Below are 27,000 nucleotides of genomic sequence, written 5' to 3'. Positions count from 1 at the left end.
GAACTAGTGCGCTTCGGCGGGGTCCAGCAGCTTGTGCATATGCACGATGAAGTACCGCATCTCCGCATTGTCCACGGTCATCTGCGCCTTCTGCTTCCAGACCGCATAGGCTGAGGCATAGTTGGGGTAGACGCCAACGATATCGACCTCATCGAGATTTTTGAACTCGACGCCTTCGAGATCGGACATCTCCCCGCCGATGACGAGGTGGAGCAATTGTTTGGCCGGTGCTTCGCTCATGCCTTAAGCCTGTGGTTCTGGATTGTCGGAATCGGGTTGCGGGCAGCCATAGACGACGCGCAAGGCATCGCACAAGGGCGTTAATAGTGAAATGTCGGCGGTGGCGGCAAGCGCCGCGTGGCGCGTATCGGTGCCGTTGTAGCGCGGCGCCCCCAGACAGACATCCTCAAAGCGAGCGCCCGCTTCCGAAAGGATGATATCAGCGCCCGCAATGTCCCAATCCTGCGCGCCGCGCCGTGCAACCGCCGCATCGAGCTTGCCGGATGCCACCTGCACCAGCCGATAGGCGAGCGAGGGATAGGCAGGTCCCTTGCTATAGCTCAGCCCGCTTGCGGCAAGCTCGTTATGAACAGCGGCGGGAGCGGGTATCAGTGGTGCTTCCGAGCCAGTCCGGTGGGCACGCAGGGTTACGCCGTTGCAAGTGGCCCCAAGCCCAAGTCCACCCACATACATCTCGTCGCGCGCCGGAGCATACACAACGCCTGCAATAGCAACTCCGTTCTCGACCACCGCAAGCGAAATCGTCCAACTGTCCTCACCACGTATATATCCACGCGTCCCATCGATGGGGTCGACGATGAAAATACGCTGGTGGTCCAGCCGGGCTGGGGAGTCTGCAGTTTCCTCGCTAAGCCAACCATAATCGGGCCGCGCCGCCCGTAATGCGCCGGACAGGAAATTGTCGACCGCAATATCGGCTTCGGAGACCGGAGACGTTATGTTTTTGGTCCAGGTCCGCATATCGGTTCTGAAAAAACCGAGCGCGATGATCCCCGCATGAACTGCCGCCGATTTGAGCAGCTTGATGTCGTCTTCAATGCCCTTGGGCACAGTGGTGGGCATGCCCACTCCCAAACCGATCGGTGTCACGCGCGCCTTCCGCTGGAGCGGGCGGCACTTCGGGCCCTTGTTAGGCTGATAATCGGGCGTGCGCAAGCGGTGCGGTTAATCGCTTCTTACACAGGGTGAGATTCCGCTAACCCATTTTGACACAAGAGAAACTTAACCCCGTTTTTTAAGCCGATGATGAGAGCGCCGCGCTAGATTGGCCCCAACGAAAAGAGAGCACCAAAACAAAAAGCTCTCGGAAGTTGACAGGAAGGCTAACAATGGTTTTCGGCATGATCGTCGATGGGTTTCCATCGACTCTTTTGCAAGGCGCGGTCTATCCGCGGCACCGGGTTCATAACGCAGCCAATGATAACGGTCGGCGTGATGACTTGATGACCGTAACCGTGCGGCGCAAACTCGACAAGAGCGGTGTCACGGTCAAGATCAAGGTGCCGGTCGCCGAATATGTCGGCGTTGCCGTTTCAACCCGCATTACCGACGAAGGCAATCTCTCCAGCGCCATCGAACTCATCCATTCCAACGAAGATCTCCACTACCGGGTCTTTGAGGAGGAGGGTAATTCCAACGTCGTAGCCGAATGGCAGAACTGGGGTCGCAAGCTGCGCTTGCCGCTCTATATTCGCTCGGGGGACGGTGCGCTTGTCGCATATTCCCAGCAGATCGACGGCGTCATGGTCGGCAATTCGAACGGCCGCCGGATGCTCTCGGCCGAAGCCGAACGCCGCACCCGCTTTGCCCGCCGCCGCAAGCCGGGCGAAAAGCAGGCGTAATTCTAATCGAGTGACTTCCGAAAGCAGGCACGGCCCCGCCCCTGGCGGGGTCTTTGCATATCGGCCTAGAAAAACCCCTCGATGACAAACGCTGCGGTCAGCGCGACCCCCAGCCAATGGTTGGATTTGAACAGCATCAGGCTGCGCCCGCCATTGGTGCGCTCGATGGTCAGAACCTGCCAGGACAGTATCGCCACCGTTGCGAGGAAAAGAGCAAAAAATACAAGACTCGCTCCCGCCATGAGGGCTGCGATGCCCCACAGGATCGCGGCCAGGCCGTAAAATATTGCGACGAAGGGGACAACGTTTTCCCCCGCCAGCCGGGCGGTGGATTTAACGCCGATCAACGCATCGTCCTCGACATCCTGCAGGGCATAGATCGTGTCGTACCCGATGGTCCACGCGATACATCCCAGATAGAGAACCAACGCGGGCCACGCCAGGACGCCGGTTTCCGTAGCCCAGCTCAGCAGGGCACCCCAGGAAAAGGCCAGGCCCAGGAAAAGCTGTGGCCAATAAGTGACCCGCTTCATGAATGGGTATATCGCCACCAGAGCCAGCGAGGCGATGCCGAGAATAATCGCAAACCCGTTGAACTGGACCAGCACCGCAAGCCCGACCAGCGATTGCGCGACGAGCCAGACGGCGGCTTGCCTGACGCTGACCTGCCCCGACGGAATGGGCCGCGACCGCGTACGGGCCACCTTGTCGTCGATGTCGCGGTCGACAATATCGTTGAACGTGCAACCAGCGCCGCGCATCGCGATGGCGCCGACGAAAAACAGGATGAAGTGCCACCAGTTGAATGCACCGCCTGTGGCGACGCTGACCAGTCCCAGCCCATAGGCACAGGGCCAGAACAGGAGTTGGTAGCCTATGGGGCGGTCGAGCCGCGACATACGAAGGTAGGGCTTTGCATAGGCTGGCGCATAGCGATCGACCCAATTGCCTTTCGGGGCATCGGCGACCGAACCGGGAATATTGTCCTGCATGGATTGCCTTTTGTGCCGGAACATTGTCTGGCAAAAAGGCTCTAACCACTCACAAGCCCAAGTCAACCGCCCATGCCGCGTACCCATAAGACCCTGCCGCGCCTTTTTGTCGAAACATCGCTTTCGGACGGGGTCGAGATTGCTTTGGACAAGGATCAGACGAACCATCTGGTCAACGTGCTGCGTCGAGCCCCGGGTGACAATTGCGTTGTCTTCAATGGCAGCGATGGCGCGTTTCTCGCTGAAATCGTGCAAGTTGCCAAAAAACGGGTTTCGCTGCGCCTGATCGAGCGGACTGCCGAGCAGACCCAGGCCAACGACCTTTGGTTTGGGTTCGCGCCGATCAAGCGGCTCGATTACGAGATCCAGAAGGCGACCGAAATGGGTGCTGGCCTCATCCAGCCTGTGATTACCCGCCATGTCCAGAATGCCCGCCTTAATCCCGACAAGCTCAAAGCCCACGCCATCGAGGCCGCACAGCAATGCGAAGTGCTGAGCGTGCCAGATGTTTTGCCCGAGATCGGCTTCGACAAACTTGTGACCGGTTGGCGCGATAATCATGGAGACCGTATTCTGGTCTTTTGCGATGAAGCCGCCGCATCGGCCTCGCCGGTGGAAACGCTGACCCGACTCAAAGGCAGGCGACTGGGCCTGTTGATCGGTCCCGAGGGCGGATTTTCTGAGGAGGAGCGCGAAAGATTGTTGGGGCTCGATTTCGTCTTCCCGATCAGTCTGGGGCCGCGAATATTGCGCGCTGACACCGCTGCGGTGGCCGCGCTGGCCCTTATTCAGGCAGTCGCTGGCGATTGGTAGATTTATCGTAAGATGACGATAAAGGGTATTGATCTGAAATCAACGCCCGCTATTGTCGCCGCTCTGGCATGGAACCATGCCCCTGTTCTTCGAGGTACCCTATGGCCGATAAGCCGTCGCCCACGATCGAATCCAAAAGCCAGTTGATCGAGGCGATCGCGCGCGGCTGCAAGCCAAAATCGGATTGGCGGATAGGGACGGAGCACGAAAAGTTCACCTTCTATCGCGACGACCATCGGCCCGTGCCTTACGAGGGCGAAAATGGAATCGGCGCGCTGCTCGACAAGGTGCAGGCCGAAACCGCCTGGCTTCCCTACTATGATCGCGACAAGGTGATCGGGCTCAACAACCCCTTGGGCGGCGGCGCGATTTCGCTCGAACCTGGCGGGCAATTCGAGCTTTCAGGCGCGCCTTTGGAGACCATTCACCAGACCTGTACCGAGGCCAACGAGCATCTAAAGCTGTTGCGCAAATTCACCGATCCGATGGGCATCGACTTCCTGGGCCTTGGTGTGACGCCCACGTGGACACTCGGTGACATACCCCTCATGCCCAAAAGTCGTTACGGCATCATGAAGCCATATATGGAGAAGGTCGGCACGCTCGGAACCTCCATGATGTTCCGTTCGGCCACCGTGCAGGTCAACCTCGATTTCGCGTCCGAAGCCGACATGGTCAAGAAGATGCGGGTCAGTCTTGCGCTGCAGCCGGTGGCGACGGCGTTGTTTGCCAATTCGCCCTTCCTCGACGGCAAACCCAACGGCCTGCTCTCATTCCGCTCTCACATCTGGCTCAACACCGACAAGGACCGCACCGGAATGCTGCCCTTTGTGTTCGAGGATGGGATGAGCTTTGAGCGCTATGTCGATTATGCGCTCGATGTGCCGATGTATTTCGTCATCCGCAACGACGAATATATCAACTGTGCAGGCGAAAGTTTTCGCGACTTTCTCGATGGCAAGCTGCCGCAACTGCCGGGTGAACTGCCGACGGTCAAGGATTGGGAAGATCATCTGTCCACGCTTTTCCCCGAAGTGCGCATGAAGCAGTTTCTCGAGATGCGTGGCGCCGATGGGGCGCCATGGCAGGGTATCTGCGCACTGCCCGCCTTCTGGGTCGGGTTGCTCTACGATCAGAGCGCGCTCGACGCGGCCTGGGATCTGGTCAAGGACTGGACGCAGGAGGAGCGCCAATCGCTCCGCAACGAGGTTCCGCGTCTGGCACTCAAGACCCCGTTCCGCAACGGTACCCTGTTCGACGTCGCCAAACAGGCGCTGGCTATTGCGCGGTCCGGGCTCGAGGCCCGGAACAGGCTCAACTGGGAAGGGGCCGACGAAACGGTGTTCCTCAAGCCCCTCGATTACACGATCGAGACCGGCAAGACACCCGCCGAGCGCCTGCTGGACCTCTATCACGGCGAGTGGAACGGCGATATCAGCCGGGTATTTTCCGACTACGGCATGGCGCGCCACGCAGCCTGAACTATTTCGTCTGCGCCTTGAACACCCGAGCCCCGAACCACGCGCCGACCAGGACGAAAATCAGCGCAATCACAAAGCCGATCAGAGATTCCGTAGCGAGGATTTCGCCGCGATAGACAGCGCGCAGTCCTTCAACGACGTGCTTGATCGGATTGAAATCGGACGCGACCTGCAGCCAGCCCGGCGCGAGTGTCATGGGCAGGAGAATGCCCGAAAGCAGCAGGATGGGCAGCGCGAACATGTTGACGAGGGGCGCAAAGGCGTTTTCGCTTTTGAGCGACAGCGCCGTTCCATAGGAAATGGCCGAAAACGCCGCGCCCAGAAGGCCCACCAGAACCAGCCCGAGGATAATGACGTCGAGAGGTGCGCGCAGACCCATCAGCGTTGCCGCAGCCACCAGGATGGCGCCTTGCACCATGACCATGAGCGTATCATGCAGGACGCGCCCGCCGATCAGCGACCATCGGCTGGCCGGAGTGACGAGCATGCGATCGATGACCCCCGAGCGCCACTCGGCGATAATTCCGAAGCCCACGAACGAGGCCCCGAAAATGCCGAGTTGAACCAGCAGTCCCGGCACGAAAACCGTCCAGGCGTCGCCCGCCGGAAATCCGGGTGTCTGGGCAACTTGCTGGAGCAGAGGCCCGAACAGCGTGAGATAAAGTATGGGCTGGAGGATCGAAATGGCCATCCAGGTGGGGTTGGCGAGCGACAGGCGAAGCTGGCGCTGGAAAACGACAAAGGTTTCGTTGAAAAAGCGCATGGGTTTGTTCTCCGTTACGCCGCTTCGCGCAGAGAGCGCCCGGTCAGGGTCAGAAAGACGTCGTCGAGTGTGGGGCGTTTGAGCTCCACGCCGATGATTTCAACGCCCTTGCGGTCGAGATCACGCAAGAGGCGCGGCAGCACCGAGCCTCCCTCTGGCACGTGCAGGCTTATGGTGCATCCATCGACAAGGGGAGTATCGGCCCCTTCAAGTTGGGTGGCCAATTCGAGTGCAACCGATACGCTTGCCTCTTCAGCCACGGTGATGCTTACCATGTCGCCGGAAATCTTCTTCTTGAGCTCGGCCTGCGTGCCCTCGGCGACGATCTCGCCATGGTCCATCACCAGAATGCGGTCACAAAGCTGGTCGGCCTCGTCCATGTAGTGCGTGGTTATGAATACGGTGGTGCCCATCTCATCGCGCAATTTGCTGATATGCCCCCACAGGTTCGCCCGGCTCTGCGGGTCCAGCCCGGTCGAGGGTTCATCGAGAAACACCAGCATCGGCTCGTTGATCAGGCCCATGACGATATCGAGTCGGCGCCGCTGCCCGCCCGAAAGCGCGTTACACTTGCGGTCCCATATGCCTTCGAGATCAAGGGCCTTGAGCAGCGCCTTGCCGCGTTCGACCGCCGTTTTCTTGTCGATGCCGTAAAGCCGGGCATGGTCGACGATCTCGTTGCCGGCCAAGGCATCGCCCAACGTGCTGCCTGACTGAGAAACATAACCGATGCGCCGCCGAACGCCCTCAGGGTCGGCGCGCAAATCGCAGCCAGCCACGGTGCCTGTGCCGTCTGTGGGTTCGAGCAGCGTGCACAGCATTTTAAGCGTCGTGGTTTTTCCCGCCCCGTTCGGGCCCAGGAAACCGACGATTTCACTACGCTTGACCGTCAAGTCGACGCCACGGACCGCGTTGATTTCCGATTTCCCTGTCTTGTAAACCCGCTTCAGCCCGTACGCTGAAATCATGGTCTCCGGAAACTCTGTCGTCATTTTAAGCTGGTCCGTCCCGATAACTTGATATATAATTATCTTAATTTCCAAGATAATGGAGTGTCAAGTTAGATGTCGATTGGCGGGCGTCTCTCTCAGGCCGTGCGATTGGACCAGGTAGCCAATGCGCGGTTCGACGAAGTCATGAACCGGTTTCTCGGTATCAACCGAACTGACGGACGGTGTCTGGATCTGATCGATCAGAACCAGCGCATGACGGCGGGCCAGTTGGCCGAGCAGGCGGGGCTGACGACCGGCGCGGTGACGGCGCTGATCGACCGCCTGGAGGCTGCCGGTTATATCGAACGCAAACGCGACGAAACTGACCGGCGCAAAATCTGGGTCGAGCTGACTCCACTTATGAGGACGATCGGCGCGAGAATTTTTGGACAGTTCGAGGAGATCGGCGCCTTGATCACTTCGGGCTTTTCCGAAGCCGAGCTGGAGGCGGTTCATCGCTATCTGACCATCAGCGCTGCTCTGAACAATGAGCGCGCGCGCCTGCTCGAGCAACACCTCCCCGATGCCGGCGCCGGCCCTGAGGATCGGCTTGTGGAGGCCCGCGCGTTCGAGCGCGAGTCCCGGGCAATGACGGCCACCATTCGCGCGGCGGGCCGCAAGGGGCTCGATGTGACCACGGACCTGTTCGAGGATTGACCGCTATTCGGCCGCCGAGGGGTTGGCGGCTGCTTCGTCCCGCGCGTAATATAAACCCGGCAGATTGCCCATACTTTCCACGATATGGGTGGCCAGCGCATCGTAAATCCCGCCATAGGCGTGTGATGCCCGCAGCAGCGCGATCTGCGCATCGTTGAGGCGGGGCAGCCCCTGGTCCTGCGAAATGACCCGCATTCCCGGCTGCAGGGCACTTTCGGGCAGAAAGCCGACGGCAAGATCCGAGAGCACCGCCGACGAAATCGCCGTGGCGTTCGACGAGGTATAGGCCACCCGGAAATCGCGGTTGATCCGGTTGAGCGCTTCGACCGCGTCAGCCCGCCACGTGCAATAGGACGGCCCGCACGCCATCGGCAGGGGGTCGGATGCCAGCGCGCGACCGCCATGGCTCGCCACCCAATACATCTTTTCGGTCCGGAACAGCTCGCCGAATTCGTGCATGGTGCCTTGCGTGAAGACAATGATGTCGTAGAGCCCCGAGCGCATGCCGGCCAGAAGTTCCTCGGATGGCTGGCAGCGCACGTCGACAGTAATGCGCGGATGGGTGCGCTGAAAACTCGACAGGATTACGGGCAGGAGCTTGACCGCATAATCATCGGGCACGCCAAATCGGATGTTTCCCACCAGATCGTCCTTGGAAAACATGTCGACGATCTCTGCATTGATTTTCAGCATGCGCCGGGCGCGGGTGTAAAGCGCCTCGCCCTCGGTGGTCAGCGAAACCTTGCGCCCATCGCGCAGAAACAACGCCTGTCCCAGTCGCTCCTCAAGCCGCTTGATCTGCATGGAGACCGCCGATTGGGTCTTGTAAACCCGTCGCGCAGCCTCGGTGAAGCTGCCGCAATCGGCAATGGCGCAAAAGGTTTGCAATTGGTCCAGGTCGAGGGGGCTGGCCATCGCCAAATCCATCACAAAAATTGATCGTGAGAATGAAATCTATTTGTTTGAATAATGGAGAGCAAGCCCCTATCTACCGGGTGCAGACACAAGCCGCCCATTAAACTCTATCAAAACGATAGGGAATGGGGTGATGGAGTAAAGATCATGGCCCTGTTCAATTTCAAATCCCGTTTCGGTGCCGGTATGCGCCGCTCGACCCTGCGCTCGATGATGCAGATGGATGCATCGCTGCTGAGCGACATGGGTCTGACCCGTTACGATATCGCAGAAGCGATGCGCCAGGGCGGTGCCGCCGCCGGCCAGCTTCTCGACGCGCGCCGCAATGCGCGTGCAGCAGAATGGCTTCGGTGACCCCTTGCTGAAGCCCTGATCGGGTTCCTGGTCCTTGCGCATTTTGCCGGTGCGACTGACCGTCAAGGGAGCCTGACCGAAACAAGGTCGATTTTGCCTTTGGCCTTGTTTCCTAGCCCCAGCCGGACCGCTTGCGGTCCGGCTTTTTTGCATCTGGGGTCAGGGCAGGGCGGCAAAGCCCTCGTCGAACCCGTTGAGGGAAACGGGGATGCCGATGCCTTCCTCGGGGGTGCGGAACACGATGAAGATCGCGTTCTCGCCTTCAGAGAGCTGCGCCATCAACTCGTCGTCCATGACCACTTCGGCAACGCAGCCATTGGGCAGGCAGCGGACGAACGCCACGCGGCCAAGATCCTCGCCGTCGATGTTAAGGCCGAGCCCGTTGGGCAAGAGCACCCCGAGCGGGGCAAGGACGCGCAGCAGCCGCGCCTCCTGGTCGGCTGTCTTGAGCACGATCACCGAAAGCGCGACATTGGGCTGATCCTCGGCGGTGACATTCTGAATCAGCGCACATTGTTCGTCGGTCGCCCCGGGCACCAGATCGCAGGTCATCTGCCAGTCCCCGTGCTGGGAACGGACAGCGCCCTGTGCGAATGCCGGGCCGGCGAGGCAAAGAGAGGCCACAAGGGCGGCAAGGGGTGCAAGATGGCGCATGAAAGCTATTGTCTCCTGGCAGTTCCCGGCAAGCGGGTGGTTAGCGATGTGTCGGGCAGGGGGGCGGTCCTTGTCAACATGACCGGGCTAAACCGGGCACAAATCCCACAACTGGGGCGCCCATAAGGCGCGATTGGCGCAATTTGACGCACGAAATGTGACCTCCAGTCCAATTGCCTTGGTCAAAAACATGTGGTTTAGCTGCACCGAGAAAAATCGGGCACCCAGCATGAGTCGGGAGCGTGCGGCATTTGCCGCGCGGAGCGGACGTGCTAGGGAGCGCAATAACAAATTATGTTCAGGAGAAGTCCAGGTGACAGGATTTTCTTTCCGTCTGGTCAGAGCCTCACTCGCCGCGCTGTTTTTTGCGCTGATCCCGGCAATTGCCTCGGCTCAGGAAGCTGGCCACGCCGCTCCCGGTCAGATCGGTTTCCAACCCTCGGTTACCCCCATCATGGACTCGATAGTCGCGTTCCATGACAACCTCTTGATGTGGATCATCACGGCGATCGTCCTTCTGGTTCTGGTGCTGCTGATCGTGGTGATCGTGCGCTTCAACCAGCGCACCAACCCCACGCCATCGAAGGTGACGCACAACACGCTCATCGAGATCGTCTGGACCGTGGTTCCGGTGTTGGTCCTCTTTGTGATCGCCATTCCCTCCTTTGGCGTTCTGGCCGATCAGCAGACCATTCCCGATGGCGAGCGCACCTATCTCGGATCTCAGATCTTTGGTGGCGACGTCGAAGTCCCCGAGCCGTCCCTGACCATCAAGGCGACCGGCTACCAGTGGTACTGGGGCTATGAGTATATGGACGAGGGCGTCGACTTCGTCTCGATCATGCTCAATGAAGAGCAGCGTGAAGCCAACAAGCCCGACCAGCCGCGCCTTCTGGCCGTCGACAATGAACTCGTGGTTCCGGTCAACACGACCGTCCGTGTTCTGGTCACCGCCGCCGACGTTCTGCACGCCTTTGCCGTGCCCTCGTTCGGCATCAAGGTCGATGCGGTCACCAGCCGCAATAATGAAACCTGGTTCTATGCGCGCGAAACCGGCATATACTATGGTCAGTGCTCCGAACTCTGCGGCAAGGACCATGCGTTCATGCCCATCGCCGTGCGCGTCGTCGAGCAGGACCAGTTCGATGCATGGCTGGCAGCAGCCGAAGAAGGCAGCCTGGCAGATGCCAACACTGCGCTGATGGCGTCGATCCAGTAAGCGGCAAGAGAATTAGAAGGTAAGAACATGGCACACGCTGAAGCAGCTCATTCCGATGCCGCACACGGAGCTCCCGCCGGTTGGAAGCGGTGGGTCTATTCCACCAACCATAAAGATATCGGCATCCTGTACCTGATCTTCGCGATCGTTGCAGGGATCGTCGGCGGCGCGCTTTCGGGCTTCATGCGCTGGGAGCTGGCCGAGCCGGGTATCCAGATTTTCCCCGGCCTTGCCCAGATGGTTTATGGCGTCGGTGGCGATGCCTCGATCGATGCCGGCAAGCATATGTTCAACGTGTTCACGACCGCGCACGGTCTGATCATGGTGTTCTTCATGGTCATGCCGGCGGTTATCGGCGGCTTTGCGAACTATTTCGTGCCGCTCATGATCGGTGCGCCTGACATGGCGTTCCCGCGCATGAACAACATCTCGTTCTGGCTCCTGCCGCCCGCCTTCCTGCTGCTTTTGATGAGCCTGTTCATGGAAGGCCCTCCGGGCGCCATGGGTGTCGGCGGCGGCTGGACGATCTATCCGCCTTTCTCGACCTCGGGTCAGCCGGGCCCGGCCATGGATTACGCGATCCTCTCGCTCCACCTGGCCGGTGCCTCCTCGATCCTTGGTGCCATCAACTTCATCACCACGATCCTGAACATGCGTGCCCCCGGCATGACCATGTTCAAGATGCCGCTCTTTGCCTGGTCGGTGCTGGTCACCGCGTTCCTGCTGCTGCTGGCTCTGCCGGTCCTCGCCGGTGCCATCACCATGCTGTTGACCGACCGCAATTTCGGCACGGCGTTCTTCGATCCGGCCGGCGGTGGTGATCCGATCCTTTTCCAGCACCTTTTCTGGTTCTTCGGTCATCCTGAAGTCTACATCATGATCCTGCCGGGCTTCGGCATTATCAGCCACATCATCTCGACCTTCTCGCGCAAGCCCATCTTCGGATATCTGGGGATGGTAATGGCCATGGTCGCGATCGGTGCGGTCGGCTTCATCGTGTGGGCGCACCACATGTACACGACCGGCATATCGCTCAACACGCAGCGCTATTTCGTTGCCGCGACGATGATCATCGCGGTTCCGACCGGCGTTAAGATCTTCTCGTGGATTGCCACGATGTGGGGCGGCTCGATGCGGTTCACCACGCCCATGCTCTGGGCCGTGGGCTTCATCTTCCTGTTCACCGTAGGTGGTGTAACCGGCGTCGTGCTGGCCAACGCCGGTGCCGACCGCGCCCTGCACGACACCTATTACGTGGTTGCCCACTTCCACTACGTGCTCTCGCTGGGCGCCGTCTTCACCATCTTTGCGGGCTGGTACTATTGGTTCCCCAAGATGTTCGGCGTGATGTACAGCGAGTTCCTGGGCAAACTGCACTTCTGGATCATGTTCGTCGGTGTGAACCTGATCTTCTTCCCGCAGCACTTCCTGGGTCTGGCGGGCATGCCCCGCCGCTATATCGATTATCCCGACAGCTATGCGCTGTGGAACAGCGTGTCGTCCTGGGGGTACCTTGTGACCCTGGTTGCCATGGGCGTGTTCTTTTTCTCGGTGTTCGAAGCCTTCGCCAAAAAGCGCAAGGCAGCGGACAATCCCTGGGGAGAGGGTGCGACCACGCTGGAATGGACATTGAGCTCGCCTCCGCCATTCCACCAGTTCGAGACCCTGCCGCGCTTCAAGTAAGCACGACGGTCAGTCTGAACCGCAACTTCTTTGCAACCCGGGCGACCGGGTTGCGCTTTGATGTAGAACCCGAGCCGGAACCTCACATTGGCTTACGCAGACGACAGCGACTCGACCACATCCGTCCATCTGGGCGGGCAGGTGGAAGACTATCTGGAGCTTTTAAAGCCCCGGGTGATGCAGCTTGTCGTCTTTACGGGCGTTGTTGGCATGCTGGTGGCGCCCGGTGGCATCAATCCGGTCATCGGCTTTATCGCTATACTGTGCATTGCCGTGGGAGCAGGGGCCTCGGGCGCGCTTAACATGTGGTACGATGCCGACATCGACGCCATCATGAGCCGCACGCTGAACCGCCCCATTCCCTCGGGGCGTGTGACGCGCGAGAACGCGCTGGTCTTCGGCATCACCCTTTCCGGATTTTCCGTCGCGACGCTGGGCCTCGCCACCAATTGGCTGGCCGCCGGACTTCTGGCCTTCACGATCTTTTTCTATGCCGTCATTTATACGATGTGGCTCAAGCGCTCGACGCCGCAGAATATCGTGATCGGCGGCGCGGCGGGTGCGTTCCCGCCGATGATCGGCTGGGCGGCCGTGACCGGGACGGTCTCCTGGGACGCGCTGATCCTGTTTATGATCATCTTTTTGTGGACGCCGCCCCATTTCTGGGCGCTGGCGCTCTACAAGAAGGGCGACTACGAGGCCGCGGGCATCCCCATGCTGCCCAATGTTGCCGGCGAGCGAGCCACCCAGAACCAGATTGTCGTCTATACGGTCCTGCTGACCGCCATCGGGTTCGGCCCGGTGCTGACCGGTCTGGTGGGCTGGTTCTATGCCGTCCCGGCAACCATTCTCGGTGTCGTGTTCTCGGTCCTCGCCGTTCGTCTTCGCTTCTCGGAAGGCGTTGAAATGAAACGGCGGGCCCGCGTCCTTTTCACCTATTCCCTGCTGTACCTGTTTGTGTTGTTCGTAGCGCTCCTGGCCGATGTGGGCCTGATCAGATGGTTCGGAGTACTTTAATGACCGTCGAGCAGAACCTTACCGAACAGCAGAGGGAAGCCTTCCTCAAGCGCCGCCGCAAGCGTTCGATCGCCATCGGTGTCGCGCTGGTTATCCTTGTTGCTATCTTCTACGCGATTACAATCATCAATCTCGGCCCCGAAGTCATGGTGCGGGAGCTCTAGGCGATGGCGGCGATCGATCACACTCCGGCCCCCGGCGGCAACAAAAAGACGCTCCTCTGGCTGGTCGGCATTCCGACCGTAATGCTGGGACTGTCGTTCGCCTCCGTGCCGCTTTACGACATTTTCTGCCGGGTCACAGGCTATGGCGGAACAACCCAGGTGGCCGAACAGAATGCCAAGGGCGTTATCGCCCGCGAAATGGCCGTCCGGTTTGACGCGACCGTCGATGGCGGCATGCCGCTGCGTGTAGAGCCGGCCAGCGTCGAGACCAATGCTATCGGCACCATATCGACAATTACCTATCGCGCCACCAACCTGTCCGACGAACCGCTGCGCACTACGGCGAGCTTCAACGTGACGCCGGAAAGCACCGGCATCTATTTCAACAAGATCGAGTGTTTCTGCTTTACAGAACAGGTGCTCGCGCCCAATGAAACCGTCGAAATGCCGGTGACCTATTTTGTCGACCCGGACCTCGACGAAAATTCCGAATTGCGTACAATCCGCCAGATTACGCTGTCTTACACATTTCACGATTCCTAACGGGGGATAGACCCAACATGGCAGCCCATGCAAAGAACCATGACTACCACCTGGTAGATTTGAGCCCGTGGCCCTTCGTGGGCTCGGTCTCGGCCTTCATTATGGCCGTCGGCGGCATCATGTGGATGCACGGTGGCGTGCCCTGGCTGTTCGCTGCCGGCCTGGTCGGCGTGCTCTACACCATGTTCGCCTGGTGGGCTGATGTGATCAAGGAAGCCAATTCCGGCTATCATACCCCGGTTGTCCAGCTTCACCACCGCTATGGGATGATCCTGTTCATCGCTTCGGAAATTATGTTTTTTGTGGCCTGGTTCTGGGCCTATTTTGAAGCGGCATTCTACCCTGATGAAATCGCCCAGGTCGGTCGCGTTGCCTTCACCGGCGGCGTCTGGCCGCCGCAGGGCGTCGAAGTGTTCGACCCCTGGCATCTGCCGCTGTTCAACACGCTGGTTCTCCTGCTTTCCGGTACCACCGTCACCTGGGCGCACCACGCGCTTTTGGAAGACGACCGCGAGGGCCTGAAATGGGGGTTGATCCTCACCGTGCTGCTCGGTGCATTGTTCTCCACCGTCCAGGTGCTTGAATATACGCAGGCCCATTTCTCGTTCTCGGGAAATATTTATGGCGCCACGTTCTTTATGGCCACCGGGTTCCACGGCTTCCATGTGTTCATCGGCACCATTTTCCTTCTGGTCTGCCTGATCCGCGCCTATGCCGGCCAGTTTACGCCCAAGCAGCATCTGGGCTTCGAGTTTGCTGCCTGGTACTGGCATTTCGTTGACGTGGTCTGGTTGTTTCTTTTTGCCTCGATCTATGTCTGGGGCTCCTGGGGCGCAACGATCGGCGGCCACTAATAATCGAGGAAGGGCCGGGGCGGCTTTAAGCGGTCCCGGCACATGACATGGCTGAACATTCTGAGGGGCTTTCCCCACTCGCGACCGGACTCAAGGGCCGCTGTCCGCGCTGTGGCGAAGGCCATCTTTTTACCGGCTTCCTCACGGTCGCCGAAAGCTGCGATGCCTGCGGGCTCGATTTTTCCTTCGCCGATAGCGGCGATGGTCCCGCGGTGCTGATCATGTTTCCGGTCGGAACGATAGTGGTGGCCGGCTGGCTCATTACCGACGCGCTGTTCGGTTGGCCCGCTGTCGCGCAACTGGCCATCTGGCTGCCCATGACCTTGATCCTGTCGCTGCTGATGCTGCGACCCTTCAAGGGCGCTATGATAAACCTGCAGTACAAGACCGGCGCGCGGCCCGGCGGCGAATTGGGCGAACGGGACGACACCTAGAGTGCGGTCAGAAAAAGTTGAAGACTTTTTCGGTTCGACCACACGACCCGGCGGGAACGTCGAGTGCGGTCAGAAAAGGTTGCAGACTTTTTCGATGCGCCCGCACGACCAGTAAGGACAAAGAGCAGTTTGAGCGATTCACGGAGAAGCGAAAATGCTCTGACGGCGGATGCCCGTCAGCCCCGAAGCTATTGGGGCTTCAGGCAGATCAGCTTCGTGGTGCTCATGGCAGGGCTGACCGCTCTGTTCATCGCGCTGGGCACCTGGCAGGTCGAACGCCTCGCCGAAAAGGAGGCGTTGATCGCGGCGGTCGAAGCTCGCTTCGACCTTGAGCCCCAGCCATTTCCCGCCCCTGGAGACTGGGACGCGCTCGATCCGGAAGCATTGGATTATGCGCGGTTTGAACTGACCGGCACGTTCGACAACACTGAAACAGTTCTGGTTTTCACCAACCTGCCCGATCCGGCCGGCCCCTATGGCGGGGTCGGATATTGGGTCATGGCCCCATTCTCGCTCGAGCAGGGCGGCATCGTCTGGGTCAATCGTGGCTTCATCCCCGATGCCGCTGCCGCCGATTTTGCCGATGGCGGCGATGCGCCAGAGGGCCAGGTGACCCTCGAGGCGATCGCGCGCCGCCCTGAACAGGCCAACAGTTTTACCCCTGACCCCGATTTCGGGGAGCGGCGTGAGTGGGTCCGTAACCCTGAGCGGCTCTCTGCCTTTCTCGACGATGCGGCCGGGCCGATAGCACCGGTAACACTCGACAGGATCGCGCGAGAGCCCGGTGAACTGCCGCAGGGGGGCGAAACCCAGATTACCTTTCCAAACCGGCACCTCGAATATGCCGGCACCTGGTATCTGTTTGCGGCCATCACGCCGATAATGCTCGGCTTCTGGCTCTGGCGTCAGCGGCGGCCCAGAAATCTTGCTCATGAGGAAAAGGACAATTAGGGTGCATCCCGATGTCCAGGAGGGTGCTTCTTTAATGCAGTATGTCAGCACGCGCGGTCAGGCGCCCGCGCTCGGATTTTGTGACGTTGTGCTGGCCGGACTGGCACGGGATGGCGGGCTCTATGTTCCTGCCGAATGGCCCGAGTTCACCGCCGAGGAAATCCATAATTTCGGCAACCGCCCCTATCAGGATGTCGCGCTCGCCGTGATCTCGAAATTTGTGGGCGACGAGATCGATCAGGACGACCTCAAGGCCATGATCAAATCGGCCTATTCCGGGTTCAATCACCCCTCGGTTACTCCGCTGACCGAACTCGAGCCGGGCCATTTCGTGCTTGAGCTCTGGCACGGCCCGACCTTGGCCTTCAAGGACGTCGCCATGCAGTTTCTGGCGCGGGTTATCGATCATATCCTCGGCCAGCGCGGTGAGCGGGCGACGATTGTCGGCGCCACCTCTGGCGATACCGGCTCGGCTGCCATCGAAGCTTTCCGCGGGCGCCAGAACACTGACATCTTCATTCTCCACCCCAAGGGCCGCACCTCGGAAATCCAACGCCGTCAGATGACGACGGTGCTTGATGACAATGTTTTCAACATCGCGCTCGAAGGCACGTTTGACGATTGCCAGGCGGTCGTCAAAGCCATGTTCAATGATTTCGCGTTCCGTGACGGTGCCAAACTGAGCGGCGTCAATTCGATCAACTGGGGCCGTATCGCCGCGCAGGTGGTCTATTACTTCACCTCCGCGGTTGCGCTGGGGGCACCGCACCGCAAGATCACCTTTGTGGTTCCGACAGGCAATTTCGGCGACATCTTTGCCGGCTACGTCGCAAAGCGCATGGGCTTGCCGGTGGAAAAGCTGGTGGTCGCCACCAACTCCAACGACATTCTGCGTCGGGCCATCAAATTCGGCCGTTATGACAAGCGCGGTGTGGCGCAAACCGTCAGCCCTTCGATGGATATCGAGGTATCGTCGAATTTCGAACGCTTGCTGTTCGAAGCGCTCGACCGCGATGGCGACAAGACGGCAGCCTTGTTTGCCTCGTTGGCTCAATCGGGGGGCTTTACCATCCCCGAACCGGCGCTCGACAAGATCCGCGAGGAATTCGGAACCGGTATGGCCGACGAAACGGCCACCAAAACGATCATTGCCGACGTTCTGGACAATTCCAACTACCTCATCGATCCGCACACTGCAGTTGGTGTCGCGGTCGCGAGGGGCTTTAACTTCGGGCACACCCCGCTCATCACGCTTTCGACCGCCCACCCGGCCAAGTTCCCTGAAACGGTCGAAGCCGCGACTGGCCGCCACCCCGAACTGCCCGCGCATATGGCCGATCTGGGAACCCGCGAGGAGCGCTTCACGGTGCTGGCCAATGACGAGACCGTCGTGAAAGACTATATCCGCGCCAAGACACGCGCCTGGGAGGACTGATTTTGACCGTACGCACAACGACCCTCGATAATGGGATGACCGTTATCACCGACGCCATGCCGCATCTGGAAAGTGCGGCGCTGGGTGTCTGGGTCAAGTCCGGTTCGCGCAGCGAAACCGAGCAGCAGCACGGTGTCTCGCACCTTCTCGAACACATGGCCTTCAAGGGAACGACCCGGCGGTCGGCCCGCGAGATTGCCGAGACAATCGAATCGGTGGGTGGCGACATCAACGCTGCGACGTCGATCGAACATACTGGCTACTTCGCCCGCGTCCTCAAGGACGACGTGGCTCTTGCCGCCGATATTCTCTCCGACATTCTGCAGAACTCGGTCTTCGATGAGAACGAGTTGGCACGTGAACAGCGGGTCATCTGTCAGGAGATCGGGGCGACCCATGACAATCCCGACGACCACGTCTTCGATCTGTTTCAGGAAGCGGCCTTTCCCGACCAGCCTATCGGGCGGACGATTCTGGGCACCGAGGGATCGGTGCGTGGCTTCAGCGCCGACACCATCCGCGCCTATATGGATCAGCACTATGTGGGTGATCAGATGGTGATTTCGGCGGCCGGTAACGTCAATCACGACGAACTGGTCGATCTTGCCCATGACCGGTTCCACCAGCTCAAGCGCTCCGGAGCGCCGGTGCCGGAAAAAGCCAATTATGTCGGGGGCGAGTTCAGGGAAGTCTCCGACCACGAGCAGGCCCATATCGTGCTTGGACTCGAAGGCCGGCCATATAATTCCGATGGCTTTTATGCCGCCCAGATCCTGTCTTCGATCCTGGGCGGGGGCATGAGCTCGCGCCTTTTCCAGGAAGTTCGCGAGCGGCGGGGCCTGTGCTATTCCGTCTATGCTTTCCACTGGGCCTTTGCCGACAGCGGTGTGTTTGGCGTGGCAGCGGCAACCGGCGCCGAGGACGTGGAAGAACTTTTGCCCGTCATGCTCGAGGAACTGCAGAAATCGACCCGCGACATCACCGATGCCGAGGTCAGCCGCGTCCGTGCACAGATCAGGGCGGGGCTCCTGATGTCACTCGAAAGCCCGTCCTCACGGGCCGGTCAGTTGGCGCGGCAACAGATCCTGTGGGGCCGGCCCATTCCCCTTCAGGAAACGGTCGATCGCATCAACCGCATCGATGCAGAACGTGTGCGCCACGTCGCCGGCCAGATGTTTTCCGGAGCCAAGCCGGCAATCGCAGGCATCGGTCCGGTAAAGGGCATCCCTGATTATTCGCGCGTGGCGGACAGTTTCAAATAGGGGCCATCGCTCCATGTTCACCTTCGCGGCCATCCGCCAGACCACTCCGGAAATTCGTGGCGATGGTCTTATGCTGCGCTCGCCGCGCCAGAACGACTATGCGGCCTGGCGCAAGCTGCGGCTGGACAGCCGGACCTTCCTTACGCCGTTCGAACCGCGTTGGTCCGAGGCCGAACTTTCAGCCCGCAGTTTTGCCGCGCGCGTGCGTCGTAACCGGCGTGACGCACTCTATGGTGCCGAGTTTTCGCTGTTCATCTTTACCCAGAGCGGGCGGCTCTCGACGCTGGTCGGCGGCATGACGCTGTCCAATGTCCGGCGCCGCGCCTTCCAGAACGTCACGCTGGGCTACTGGATGGGTGAACAATTTGCGGGAAAGGGCATTATGACGCGCTCGGTTGCCCTGATCTTGCCGTTTGTCTTCGACACGCTAAACCTTCACCGCATCGAGGCGGCGTGTCTGCCCGACAACACGGCATCACGGCGCGTTCTCACGGCCAACGGCTTCCGCGAAATCGGAATCGCCGAAAATTATCTCCAGATCAACGGCGAGTGGAGAGATCACATGCTGTTTGCGCTCACGCGCGAGCACTACGACGATCTCGCCGGTTGAAACCGGCATTCGCTTGATTGCCAAACAGCGCGAAATCCCGCTACCACTGAATGTTGAATTAGGATCGTTGATTAATGACGTTTAAGTCCGCCCGTTTTCTCGTCTTCCTGGCCGTGCTGTTTGTGGCAATGGCCGGGCTTGCTGGACGGGCGGCGGCTTTTGAGGTCGTCACGATCCCCGAAGGGATCAACGCGGTCAATCTCGGTGCGGCAATTGATGTGCTGCCCGGAGAGGACGGGCGCGTTCAGATCAGCACCGCTCCGGGTGAAGACGGAATTATCCGCCGCATCGAAATCGTCTCGATCACAGAAGGGGCCAATCCCAATTGGGCGGTGTTCGCGCTGCGCAATGAGAGCGACGTGCAGATCGAGCGCCTGCTGGTTGCGCCCTATTTCAGACTGCCCGGTTCGGGGGTTTTCCATCCCGATCTCGGATCGGCCCGCATCACGGCCCTGACGCCGAGCCATGGACTGCGCCCCGAACGGGTGCCTGATTCGGAAGCCGACGTCTTCGACGTGGTGATCGATCCGGGCGCTACCGTAACGCTGGTTGCCGAATTGCAGTCCGCCACGCTTCCCGAGCTCTATCTCTGGGAGCCCGATGCGTATCGCGACTACAAGAACTCCTTCACGCTGTTCCGGGGAACCGTGCTGGGCATTTCGAGCCTTGCAGCCGTTTTTTTGACCATCATGTTCGTGGTCAAGGGCAGGGGGGTCTTTCCGGCCACCGCGCTGCTGGCCTGGGCGGTGCTCGCTTATCTGCTGATCGATTTCGGAATATTTGGACCGCTGATCGGCGTTTCCAACGCGCTTATCCAGCCCTTCCGGGCGGCGGCGGAGGCCGCCCTTGCCACGACTCTGTTTGCCTTCCTGTTCATCTATCTCAATCTGCACCGATGGCATTTCAGGTTCACCCATGTTGCGCTGGGCCTGTCGGCGGTCTTTCTTGCGCTTTTCATCTACGCCTTTTTCAACCCGGCTCTTGCCGCAGGCATCGCGCGAACGTCTCTGGCCCTGATCGGGCTTGTGGGTCTGTTTCTGGTTCTGCTGCTATCGATCCGTGGCTACGACCGCGCCGTACTGCTGGTCCCAACCTGGGTGATCTATCTCGCCTGGCTGACCTATGCCTGGATGGTCGTTTCGGGGCAGGTCTCCAACGACATTGCTCAATCTGCCGTCGCCGGCGGCCTTGTGCTGATCGTGATGCTGCTCGGCTTTACCGCGGTCCAGCACGCGTTTTCCGATGGGCAGGTCTCGATCGGCGCGCTATCAGAAGTCGAGCGCCGGGCGCTCGCCATGACGGGTTCGGGCGATTTCGTCTTCGACTGGAACATCGATCGTGATCGGGTGAACGTCTCCGACGAGCTGGCCATCAGGCTCGGCGAGCGCAAGGGGGCCTTGCGCGGTGCCATCAAGCGCTGGCTCGACCGCGTTCATCCCGAAGACCGTGACCGTTTTCGCACGGCGCTCGATACGCTGATCGAGTTGAAACGCGGCAAGGTCAATTCCGATATCCGTATCGCTGGCTTTGACGGCAGCTTTCGCGCTTTTCGCATGCGGGTCAAACCCGTGCTGGGTGGCGATGGGCAGGTCAATCGCATCGTGGGAACGCTTCAGGACGTAACCGACGAGCGCGCCGGGCGCGATCGACTGCTGCACGATGCGGTTCACGACAGCCTCACGGGCCTTCCAAACCGGCAGCTTTTTCTCGACCGGCTCGAGCGGGCGCTGCTGCGCTCACGCGAATTCAGCGAGGTCAAGCCCGCTGTCTTCCTCGTCGATCTCGACAAATTCACCGACATTGACGAACGCATCGGGCACATGGCTGCCGACTCGCTGCTTCTGGCCGTCTCGCGCCGCCTGTCGCGCCTGTTGCGGCCGCTGGACACCCTGGCACGCGTCTCTGGTGACCAGTTCGCCGTCGTGCTGCTTTCCGAGCAATCGGCATCCAAGATCGCCGATATTGCCGAACAGATGCGCAAGGCCCTGCGCAACCCGTTCAATTTCGGCGATCGGGACATGACGCTTACCGCTTCGATCGGCATCACGATTTACGACAACAAGCCCGTCAAGGCAGAAGACGTGCTGCGCGACGCCGAACTCGCCATGCACTACGCCAAGCGCCACGGCGGCGACCGTATCGAAGCCTTCCGCGCCGCAACGCGCTCGATCGCCGTGTATGCCCAGGCTCTGGAAGACGATCTCAAGGAAGCACTCGATCGGCGCGACCTCCAGCTCCTCTACCAACCCATCGTCGACATTCAGAACGGAAATCGCATCGTAGGCGCCGAAGCGCTCATGCGCTGGAATCACCCTGAGCGCGGTCAGGTCAGCCCGTCGGCCTTTATCCCGCTGGCCGAACGGACCGGCCAGATCGAAAAACTGGGTCGGCTGGCTTTTGAGGAGGCGGCTGAACAAGCCCGGCAATGGGTGTCGGCCATCAAGCTGCCTGAGAATTTCTTCGTCTCGGTCAATCTGTCGGCAGCGCAACTGACCAGCGAAACCCTGCTCAACGACATGAAGACGCTCGTGGCGCAGCACAAGTCAGTGGCCGGCCATATGAAGCTCGAAATCACCGAAAGCCAAGTGATGGGCAACCCCGAGCACGCTGTCTATATGCTTGAAGCATTCAAGGAGCTTGGCCTGGGGTTGGCGCTCGATGATTTCGGGACTGGCTATTCGTCGCTGTCTTATCTTCACCGCTTCCCATTCGACACGATCAAGCTACCGGCGCCCTTCGTGCAGATCCGAGACGACAGCGGCATTTCCCATACCCAGATACCGATCATCAATTCGGTAGTCAGCCTGGCGCGTGAGCTCGATCTGGCATTGATCGCCGAAGGCGTGGAAACCGAAGATGAGATTGCCCGGCTCAAGAGCCTCAACTGCCGCTACGCGCAAGGTTTCGCGTTCGGCGCGGCCATGCCCGGCGCCGAACTCCAGCGTCGGCTGCAGGCTCAGCTCACCGGTAAACAGCCTTAAGCGTTGCCGGCGACGGGGCTCAGCGTGGCCCGCGTGACGCCAAGTGCCGCCAGCGCCGCTTCGTACTTCTTGTTCGCAGGCAGCGAGAACAGCAATTCCTTGGACGGCGCCGCTGTCAGCCAGCCATTGGTCCGCAATTCGTTCTCGAGCTGGCCGGCGCTCCATTCGCAATACCCCAGGGCCAAAAGGCTCGCATTTGGCCCTTTGCCCGACATTATGGCGCGCAGCACATCCAGCGTTGCCGTCAGGCACACGTCGCCGTCCACGGCAAAGGAGTTGCCGTCGCGGAAATAGTCGGAGGTGTGAAGAACAAAGCCACGGCTTGAATCGACGGGGCCGCCCTTGAAGACGTTTTGGTGCAAAAGCCGTTCAGGTATGCGGATGGCGTTATCGTCTCCTTCGAGATCGATCTCGGCGAGAACGTCGGACAGATGCATGTCATCCATAGGCTTGTTGACGACCAGCCCCATGGCGCCATCCTCGCCATGCGCTACGAGATAAATCACCGCCTCGGCAAACCGCTCGTCGCCAATATCGGGCGTTGCGACGAGGAACTGTCCTTTGAGCGTGTCCATGCCAACTCACTTTCTGTCCGCCGCCCAGTCATAAACGTAAAGACTTCCGGCCAAGTTTCAAATGCCCAGCGATCACGAAGCGATGATCAAGCTTCCCTTTCCCATGCCCCATTGCTGCACTAATGAGTCTATCCATGAAAATTGTGATCGCCATCTTCACGACGCTCGCTCTATCAGCGGTAGGCGTCGCCGCGGAAACCGATTGGGTTGAAGTTGCTCCGGACGTTTCGGTGCGGCTTATCTCCTCCGACACCCTCACCGATGAGGGGCTTGTGTGGATGGGGCTCGAAATAGACATGCCCGCTGACACCAAAACCTATTGGCGTGTGCCCGGTGAAACCGGACTGCCCCTGATTATCGACACCGAAGGTTCGCGTGACATCGGTGGCGTCGAAATCGCGTGGCCCTATCCAAAGCGGGAGGTTGCAGGAGGCTATCTCGATCACGCGTTTTATGGCCATGTAGTTTTTCCGCTCGCCGTCGCGATTGAGGGCGATTCGCCTCTTTTGGTTGCCGACATTACCCTGGGCGTTTGCTCCGACGTCTGCGTGCCGGCTAATGCCAGCATCGAGATAGCACCAGCGCTCGAGGCGCCTGACGGCCCCAACGATTTCCGCATTCGGCAAGCGCTGGCGACAGTCCCCTTGCCACACGACGGTGATGGTATTCTGGGCGCCGCGCGGTTCGACGTGAACACCGAGGCCATAATTGTCGATCTGCTTGAGCCGGGCTTTGACCACACCTCGATGATCGCCGATATTGCCGGTTCGAGCCTCGTTTTCGGCGAACCCGAGATCGTGGAGCCGAGCCGGTTATCCTTTCCGCTGCTTGGGCGGGTGGGGCCCGAAGCGTTGCGTGACGCAAAGGCCCGCTTCACGTTCAACGGCGATGATGGGCCATTCGAGATCATCCGGCCTCTCGCCGGGACCGAGAGCGCATCTCGATAGACGGCAAAGGCCTCCGTCAATCTCGACGCGGCCCGAGAATTCTCCTATGAGAAATCCGACTCAAATTTGCATGGACGGGAGCGGCCAACCTTTGTCATGCCGCATTCATCCAGTGTCTGCCGTTTCATAGTATGAGGATCTCCATGACCATTCAGCCCGGCCAGTCCATCGCTTCGGTGCCCGTAAAATACGTGACCGAACGCGGCATCGAGGACGCGACCAGCGCCGATATCCTGGGCAGGGGCACTGTGGTTTTCTTTACGGTTCCGGGGGCCTTCACGCCCACCTGCCATCTCAACCACCTCCCTGGCTATCTGGCCGCCGCCGATCAGCTCAAAGCCGCTGGCGTCGACACGATCATCTGCGGTACGGTCAACGATCATCATGTGGTCAAAGCATGGGCCGAGGCGACCGGGGCCCTTGGCAAGATCGAATTTATCGCCGATGGTCTGGGGAAGTTGGCAAATGCACTGGGGCTGGAGCGCGACATGACGGGAGGCGGGCTCGGCATCCGATTCATCCGCTCCTCGATGCTGGTTCGCAACGGGGTGGCCGAGATCGTCAATATCGAGGGAGCGCCGGGCGTGGTCACCAACTCAGGTGCGCCTGCGATGCTCGAAGCACTCAGGGCTTAATGGAAGGATAGGAACCATGTTGGGTTCGGTGTTGCGTATTACGGCGGTTGCGGCACTTGCCGGGCTTCTGGCGGGATGTTCGATGGGCTCTATGTTCGGCGGCAGCGACGACGCGAGTTATGCCAATCTCAACGCGAGCCAGACCCAGGTTGCCCAGGCGGCCAGCGGAGCCATGCCGGCCATTGCCACCGAATGCCCGCCGATCCGTATTCGCGAAGGCGCGGAATTTTATCGCTCTTATGCTGGCAATCGCACCTCTGACCCCAGCGCCCTGCGCTATCAGGGCGTGCTTGATCGCGTTTCGCGCAATTGCGTGGTCTCAAACGGCGTCATAACAGTACAGATGGGCGCTGTTGGACGGGTCATCATCGGCCCGTCGGGCGGCGAGGGCAATATCACCATGCCGCTGCGCTTTGCAGTGCAGCGTGACGGGCTTGCAGTCTTCTCCCAGCGCTATGACGTTCCCGTCGCGGCCAGCCCTTCAAGCGCCAATGAATTCAGCCAGACGGTGGAAAACGTTGCGATCCCCTATGTGGGCGGCGAGCAGATCACCATTTTCGTGGGCTTTGACAACTAGAGCGATGCCAGCAAATTGGATGCCACTTTTTCTGGTTCGGGCCCGCGGGGCCGTGCAAACGAAACGCGATAAACAAGAACAAGCAGATTGACGGGACCGGCACTTTCTTCCATGGTCCGGCCATCAGCGGGAGAGATCCTGGCCATTGCGCCGGGACGCCGAAGGAGCAACCGCCCCGGAAACTCTCAGGCACAAGGGACCGCTGAGCCTGGAAACCTGCAATGAGGCAATACCGCCTCGGCGCAAGGCGACCAGGCGAAAGAGGTAGGACACAAACTGCGTCATGCAGACTGGGTTCGGACCAAAACTCTGGAAAGCGGAAGCACAAGCTTCCCACCGACGGATGTAGCCGGGTCTTGTGGCAAGCAAGCCGCCCGGGAAATCTCTCAGGTTGACCGACAGAGGGGGCACTACGTTACGATGCATTTCCCAATGCGTCGTTGTGTGGTGCCGTCCATCGCGTAACCGGAGAGACCGATATGGCCGCAGGGGCCCAGACCGACCTACTCAAAACGGCGCTTTACGACCGGCACATTGCCGCCGGCGGCAGGATGGTCGAATTTGGCGGCTATGCGCTGCCCGTCCAGTATGCCGGCATCGTGGCCGAGCACAATCATACACGGGAAGCGGCGAGCCTTTTCGATGTCTCGCATATGGGGCAAGTGGTCATAACCGGGCCCGATCACGACACGACAATCGCGGCCCTTGAGGCTCTGACGCCCGCCGATCTGAGATCCCTGGCGCCCGGCCAGATGCGCTATACAGTGCTGCTCAACGAAGAGGGTGGCATCGAGGACGACCTTATCATCACCCGGCCCGCTGAAGGCCAGGAGCCCGGCGGGGTGATGTACATGGTGGTCAACGCTGCCCGCAAGCATCACGATCTCGATTTTATCCGCGCCAAGGCGCCTGCGGACGTGGCATTTGACTTGCGTGACGATGTTTCGCTCATCGCGCTGCAAGGACCGCGCGCAGCAGAAGTGCTCGCCATACACTCCGGAATCACCGAAACGCTGGGGTTCATGCAGGCCGGTCCCACACTCATTGGCGACATCGCGGTCAACGTCTCGCGTTCGGGCTACACCGGCGAAGACGGATTTGAGCTTTCAGTTGCCAATGAGGACGCGCCCGCGTTGTTCGATCTTCTGATGGCCGACCCGCTGGTTGAGCCGGCCGGACTTGGCGCGCGCGACAGCCTGCGGCTTGAAGCCGGGCTCTGTCTCTACGGCCACGACATGACCGACACGGTCGATCCGGTTTCCGCCAGCCTGCTGTTTGCCATCGGAAAACGCCGCCGCACCGAGGGCGGCTTTACCGGCTCCGATGCCGTCCTTGCGCGTTTGGCCAACGGCGCTCGAGAGAAGCGCGTGGGGATCCGCTTTGAGGGCCGCCAGCCCGTTCGCGAGGGCGCTGAACTGGTCGACGCCGGCGGCACGGTCATCGGTCGGATCACCTCGGGCACTTTTGCCCCAACGGCGCAGGCGTCCATCGCCATGGGGTATGTGCCAGCCGACATCGCCAAAGAAGGTGCGCCCGTAACCGCCATGGTGCGCGGCAAGCCAATTTCCGGCACCATTGCAAAGATGCCTTTCGTTCCACAGCGCTATTACCGCAAACCGGCCTGATCCAG

Annotated in this window: 29 protein-coding genes and 2 riboswitches; of the genes, 21 read left to right on the top strand and 8 right to left on the bottom strand. The window is 60.1% G+C overall.

All coding sequences use genetic code 11. From position 1 onward, the window contains the following. Positions 1 to 3: 3 nt before the first annotated feature. Both OF122_RS15990 and OF122_RS15985 read right to left on the bottom strand, forming a co-directional pair. Positions 4 to 240 carry a DUF4170 domain-containing protein gene (locus tag OF122_RS15990; RefSeq protein WP_264225183.1) on the bottom strand — a complete coding sequence of 79 codons (237 nt, stop codon included), beginning with the start codon at positions 238 to 240 and terminating at the stop codon, positions 4 to 6. Positions 241 to 243: 3 nt separating this feature from the next. After that, positions 244 to 1,083 (bottom strand): 3'(2'),5'-bisphosphate nucleotidase CysQ, encoded by an 840-nt coding sequence (locus OF122_RS15985; RefSeq protein WP_264225182.1) that lies wholly within the window; start codon positions 1,081 to 1,083, stop codon positions 244 to 246. 266 nt (positions 1,084 to 1,349) lie between these two features. On the opposite strand from OF122_RS15985, the gene OF122_RS15980 reads away from it, so the two are divergent. Continuing rightward, positions 1,350 to 1,862: a DUF6101 family protein gene (locus OF122_RS15980; protein WP_264225181.1), complete on the top strand. Its 513-nt coding sequence runs from the start codon at positions 1,350 to 1,352 to the stop codon at positions 1,860 to 1,862. A 65-nt stretch (positions 1,863 to 1,927) separates the two neighbouring features. Here OF122_RS15980 and ubiA read toward each other — a convergent pair whose 3' ends face one another. Further along, a complete protein-coding gene (gene ubiA / locus OF122_RS15975) occupies positions 1,928 to 2,854 on the bottom strand; it encodes a 4-hydroxybenzoate octaprenyltransferase (protein ID WP_264225180.1) in 927 nt (308 codons plus the stop codon). Positions 2,855 to 2,926: 72 nt separating this feature from the next. Here ubiA and OF122_RS15970 point away from each other — a divergent pair, with 72 nt between their 5' ends. Both OF122_RS15970 and OF122_RS15965 read left to right on the top strand, forming a co-directional pair. Beyond that, positions 2,927 to 3,667 carry a 16S rRNA (uracil(1498)-N(3))-methyltransferase gene (locus OF122_RS15970; RefSeq protein ID WP_264225179.1) on the top strand — a complete coding sequence of 247 codons (741 nt, stop codon included), beginning with the start codon at positions 2,927 to 2,929 and terminating at the stop codon, positions 3,665 to 3,667. A gap of 101 nt (positions 3,668 to 3,768) precedes the next feature. Next, positions 3,769 to 5,148 carry a glutamate--cysteine ligase gene (locus OF122_RS15965; RefSeq protein ID WP_264225178.1) on the top strand — a complete coding sequence of 460 codons (1,380 nt, stop codon included), beginning with the start codon at positions 3,769 to 3,771 and terminating at the stop codon, positions 5,146 to 5,148. A 1-nt stretch (position 5,149) separates the two neighbouring features. Here OF122_RS15965 and OF122_RS15960 read toward each other — a convergent pair whose 3' ends face one another. Together OF122_RS15960 and OF122_RS15955 are read right to left on the bottom strand one after the other, a co-directional pair. Next, a complete protein-coding gene (locus OF122_RS15960) occupies positions 5,150 to 5,911 on the bottom strand; it encodes an ABC transporter permease (RefSeq protein WP_264225177.1) in 762 nt (253 codons plus the stop codon). A gap of 14 nt (positions 5,912 to 5,925) precedes the next feature. After that, a complete protein-coding gene (locus OF122_RS15955; RefSeq protein ID WP_264225176.1) occupies positions 5,926 to 6,903 on the bottom strand; it encodes an ATP-binding cassette domain-containing protein in 978 nt (325 codons plus the stop codon). 72 nt (positions 6,904 to 6,975) lie between these two features. Here OF122_RS15955 and OF122_RS15950 point away from each other — a divergent pair, with 72 nt between their 5' ends. After that, positions 6,976 to 7,560: a MarR family winged helix-turn-helix transcriptional regulator gene (locus OF122_RS15950; RefSeq protein WP_264225175.1), complete on the top strand. Its 585-nt coding sequence runs from the start codon at positions 6,976 to 6,978 to the stop codon at positions 7,558 to 7,560. Between the two features lie 3 nt (positions 7,561 to 7,563). Here OF122_RS15950 and OF122_RS15945 read toward each other — a convergent pair whose 3' ends face one another. Then, complete coding sequence (locus OF122_RS15945) at positions 7,564 to 8,475, bottom strand: LysR family transcriptional regulator (RefSeq protein WP_264225174.1); 912 nt, start codon at positions 8,473 to 8,475, stop codon at positions 7,564 to 7,566. Between the two features lie 147 nt (positions 8,476 to 8,622). Between OF122_RS15945 and OF122_RS15940 the strand changes: the two genes are divergently transcribed. Beyond that, entirely contained in the window at positions 8,623 to 8,829 is a 207-nt protein-coding gene (locus tag OF122_RS15940; protein ID WP_264225173.1) for a DUF1127 domain-containing protein, read from the top strand. 159 nt (positions 8,830 to 8,988) lie between these two features. Here the strand turns inward: OF122_RS15940 and OF122_RS15935 are convergent, their stop codons facing one another. Next, positions 8,989 to 9,483 (bottom strand): invasion associated locus B family protein, encoded by a 495-nt coding sequence (locus tag OF122_RS15935; protein WP_264225172.1) that lies wholly within the window; start codon positions 9,481 to 9,483, stop codon positions 8,989 to 8,991. A gap of 313 nt (positions 9,484 to 9,796) precedes the next feature. Between OF122_RS15935 and coxB the strand changes: the two genes are divergently transcribed. The 12 genes from coxB to OF122_RS15875 all read left to right on the top strand — a co-directional run bounded on the left by coxB (position 9,797) and on the right by OF122_RS15875 (position 22,636). After that, positions 9,797 to 10,702, top strand: a complete 906-nt coding sequence (gene coxB, locus OF122_RS15930; RefSeq protein WP_264225171.1) for a cytochrome c oxidase subunit II — start codon at positions 9,797 to 9,799, stop codon at positions 10,700 to 10,702. A gap of 27 nt (positions 10,703 to 10,729) precedes the next feature. Then, complete coding sequence (gene ctaD / locus OF122_RS15925) at positions 10,730 to 12,385, top strand: cytochrome c oxidase subunit I (RefSeq protein ID WP_264225170.1); 1,656 nt, start codon at positions 10,730 to 10,732, stop codon at positions 12,383 to 12,385. A gap of 87 nt (positions 12,386 to 12,472) precedes the next feature. Beyond that, complete coding sequence (locus tag OF122_RS15920; RefSeq protein WP_264225169.1) at positions 12,473 to 13,402, top strand: heme o synthase; 930 nt, start codon at positions 12,473 to 12,475, stop codon at positions 13,400 to 13,402. After that, positions 13,402 to 13,566, top strand: a complete 165-nt coding sequence (locus tag OF122_RS15915; RefSeq protein ID WP_264225168.1) for a hypothetical protein — start codon at positions 13,402 to 13,404, stop codon at positions 13,564 to 13,566. The genes OF122_RS15920 and OF122_RS15915 overlap by 1 nt, the downstream gene beginning before the upstream one ends. A gap of 3 nt (positions 13,567 to 13,569) precedes the next feature. Next, entirely contained in the window at positions 13,570 to 14,109 is a 540-nt protein-coding gene (locus OF122_RS15910) for a cytochrome c oxidase assembly protein (protein ID WP_264225167.1), read from the top strand. A gap of 17 nt (positions 14,110 to 14,126) precedes the next feature. Next, positions 14,127 to 14,963 (top strand): cytochrome c oxidase subunit 3, encoded by an 837-nt coding sequence (locus tag OF122_RS15905; protein WP_264225166.1) that lies wholly within the window; start codon positions 14,127 to 14,129, stop codon positions 14,961 to 14,963. Between the two features lie 47 nt (positions 14,964 to 15,010). Further along, positions 15,011 to 15,397 (top strand): DUF983 domain-containing protein, encoded by a 387-nt coding sequence (locus tag OF122_RS15900; protein WP_264225165.1) that lies wholly within the window; start codon positions 15,011 to 15,013, stop codon positions 15,395 to 15,397. 129 nt (positions 15,398 to 15,526) lie between these two features. Then, a complete protein-coding gene (locus tag OF122_RS15895) occupies positions 15,527 to 16,348 on the top strand; it encodes an SURF1 family protein (RefSeq protein WP_264225164.1) in 822 nt (273 codons plus the stop codon). Positions 16,349 to 16,382: 34 nt separating this feature from the next. Further along, positions 16,383 to 17,783 carry a threonine synthase gene (thrC, locus tag OF122_RS15890; RefSeq protein WP_264225163.1) on the top strand — a complete coding sequence of 467 codons (1,401 nt, stop codon included), beginning with the start codon at positions 16,383 to 16,385 and terminating at the stop codon, positions 17,781 to 17,783. A gap of 2 nt (positions 17,784 to 17,785) precedes the next feature. Beyond that, positions 17,786 to 19,045 carry a M16 family metallopeptidase gene (locus tag OF122_RS15885; protein WP_264225162.1) on the top strand — a complete coding sequence of 420 codons (1,260 nt, stop codon included), beginning with the start codon at positions 17,786 to 17,788 and terminating at the stop codon, positions 19,043 to 19,045. A 13-nt stretch (positions 19,046 to 19,058) separates the two neighbouring features. Next, complete coding sequence (locus OF122_RS15880; RefSeq protein WP_264225161.1) at positions 19,059 to 19,655, top strand: GNAT family N-acetyltransferase; 597 nt, start codon at positions 19,059 to 19,061, stop codon at positions 19,653 to 19,655. 74 nt (positions 19,656 to 19,729) lie between these two features. Next, the gene (locus OF122_RS15875) at positions 19,730 to 22,636 is read left to right on the top strand and encodes an EAL domain-containing protein (protein ID WP_264225160.1); all 2,907 of its coding nucleotides are present in this window, start codon (positions 19,730 to 19,732) and stop codon (positions 22,634 to 22,636) included. On the opposite strand, the gene OF122_RS15870 is transcribed toward OF122_RS15875, so the two are convergent. After that, complete coding sequence (locus tag OF122_RS15870) at positions 22,633 to 23,211, bottom strand: YqgE/AlgH family protein (RefSeq protein ID WP_264225159.1); 579 nt, start codon at positions 23,209 to 23,211, stop codon at positions 22,633 to 22,635. The two genes, OF122_RS15875 and OF122_RS15870, sit on opposite strands and share 4 nt — an antisense overlap. Before the next feature lie 134 nt (positions 23,212 to 23,345). Between OF122_RS15870 and OF122_RS15865 the strand changes: the two genes are divergently transcribed. The 4 genes from OF122_RS15865 (at position 23,346) to gcvT (ending at position 26,995) form a co-directional block, all read left to right on the top strand. Further along, complete coding sequence (locus OF122_RS15865; protein WP_264225158.1) at positions 23,346 to 24,158, top strand: protein-disulfide reductase DsbD domain-containing protein; 813 nt, start codon at positions 23,346 to 23,348, stop codon at positions 24,156 to 24,158. A gap of 143 nt (positions 24,159 to 24,301) precedes the next feature. Next, positions 24,302 to 24,793, top strand: coding sequence for a peroxiredoxin (locus OF122_RS15860; RefSeq protein WP_264225157.1), 492 nt, complete (start codon positions 24,302 to 24,304; stop codon positions 24,791 to 24,793). A gap of 16 nt (positions 24,794 to 24,809) precedes the next feature. Continuing rightward, a complete protein-coding gene (locus tag OF122_RS15855; RefSeq protein ID WP_264225156.1) occupies positions 24,810 to 25,370 on the top strand; it encodes a hypothetical protein in 561 nt (186 codons plus the stop codon). A 117-nt stretch (positions 25,371 to 25,487) separates the two neighbouring features. Further along, positions 25,488 to 25,582: riboswitch (glycine riboswitch) on the top strand. Positions 25,583 to 25,669: 87 nt separating this feature from the next. Continuing rightward, positions 25,670 to 25,782: riboswitch (glycine riboswitch) on the top strand. A gap of 67 nt (positions 25,783 to 25,849) precedes the next feature. Further along, positions 25,850 to 26,995, top strand: a complete 1,146-nt coding sequence (gcvT, locus tag OF122_RS15850) for a glycine cleavage system aminomethyltransferase GcvT (RefSeq protein ID WP_264225155.1) — start codon at positions 25,850 to 25,852, stop codon at positions 26,993 to 26,995. Positions 26,996 to 27,000: the final 5 nt, after the last annotated feature.

It is taken from the genome of Pelagibacterium flavum, from assembly GCF_025854335.1.
Lineage (GTDB): Bacteria > Pseudomonadota > Alphaproteobacteria > Rhizobiales > Devosiaceae > Pelagibacterium > Pelagibacterium flavum.
Note: the sequence above shows the minus strand (reverse complement) of the source record. Positions and strands in the feature narration are given on the sequence as shown.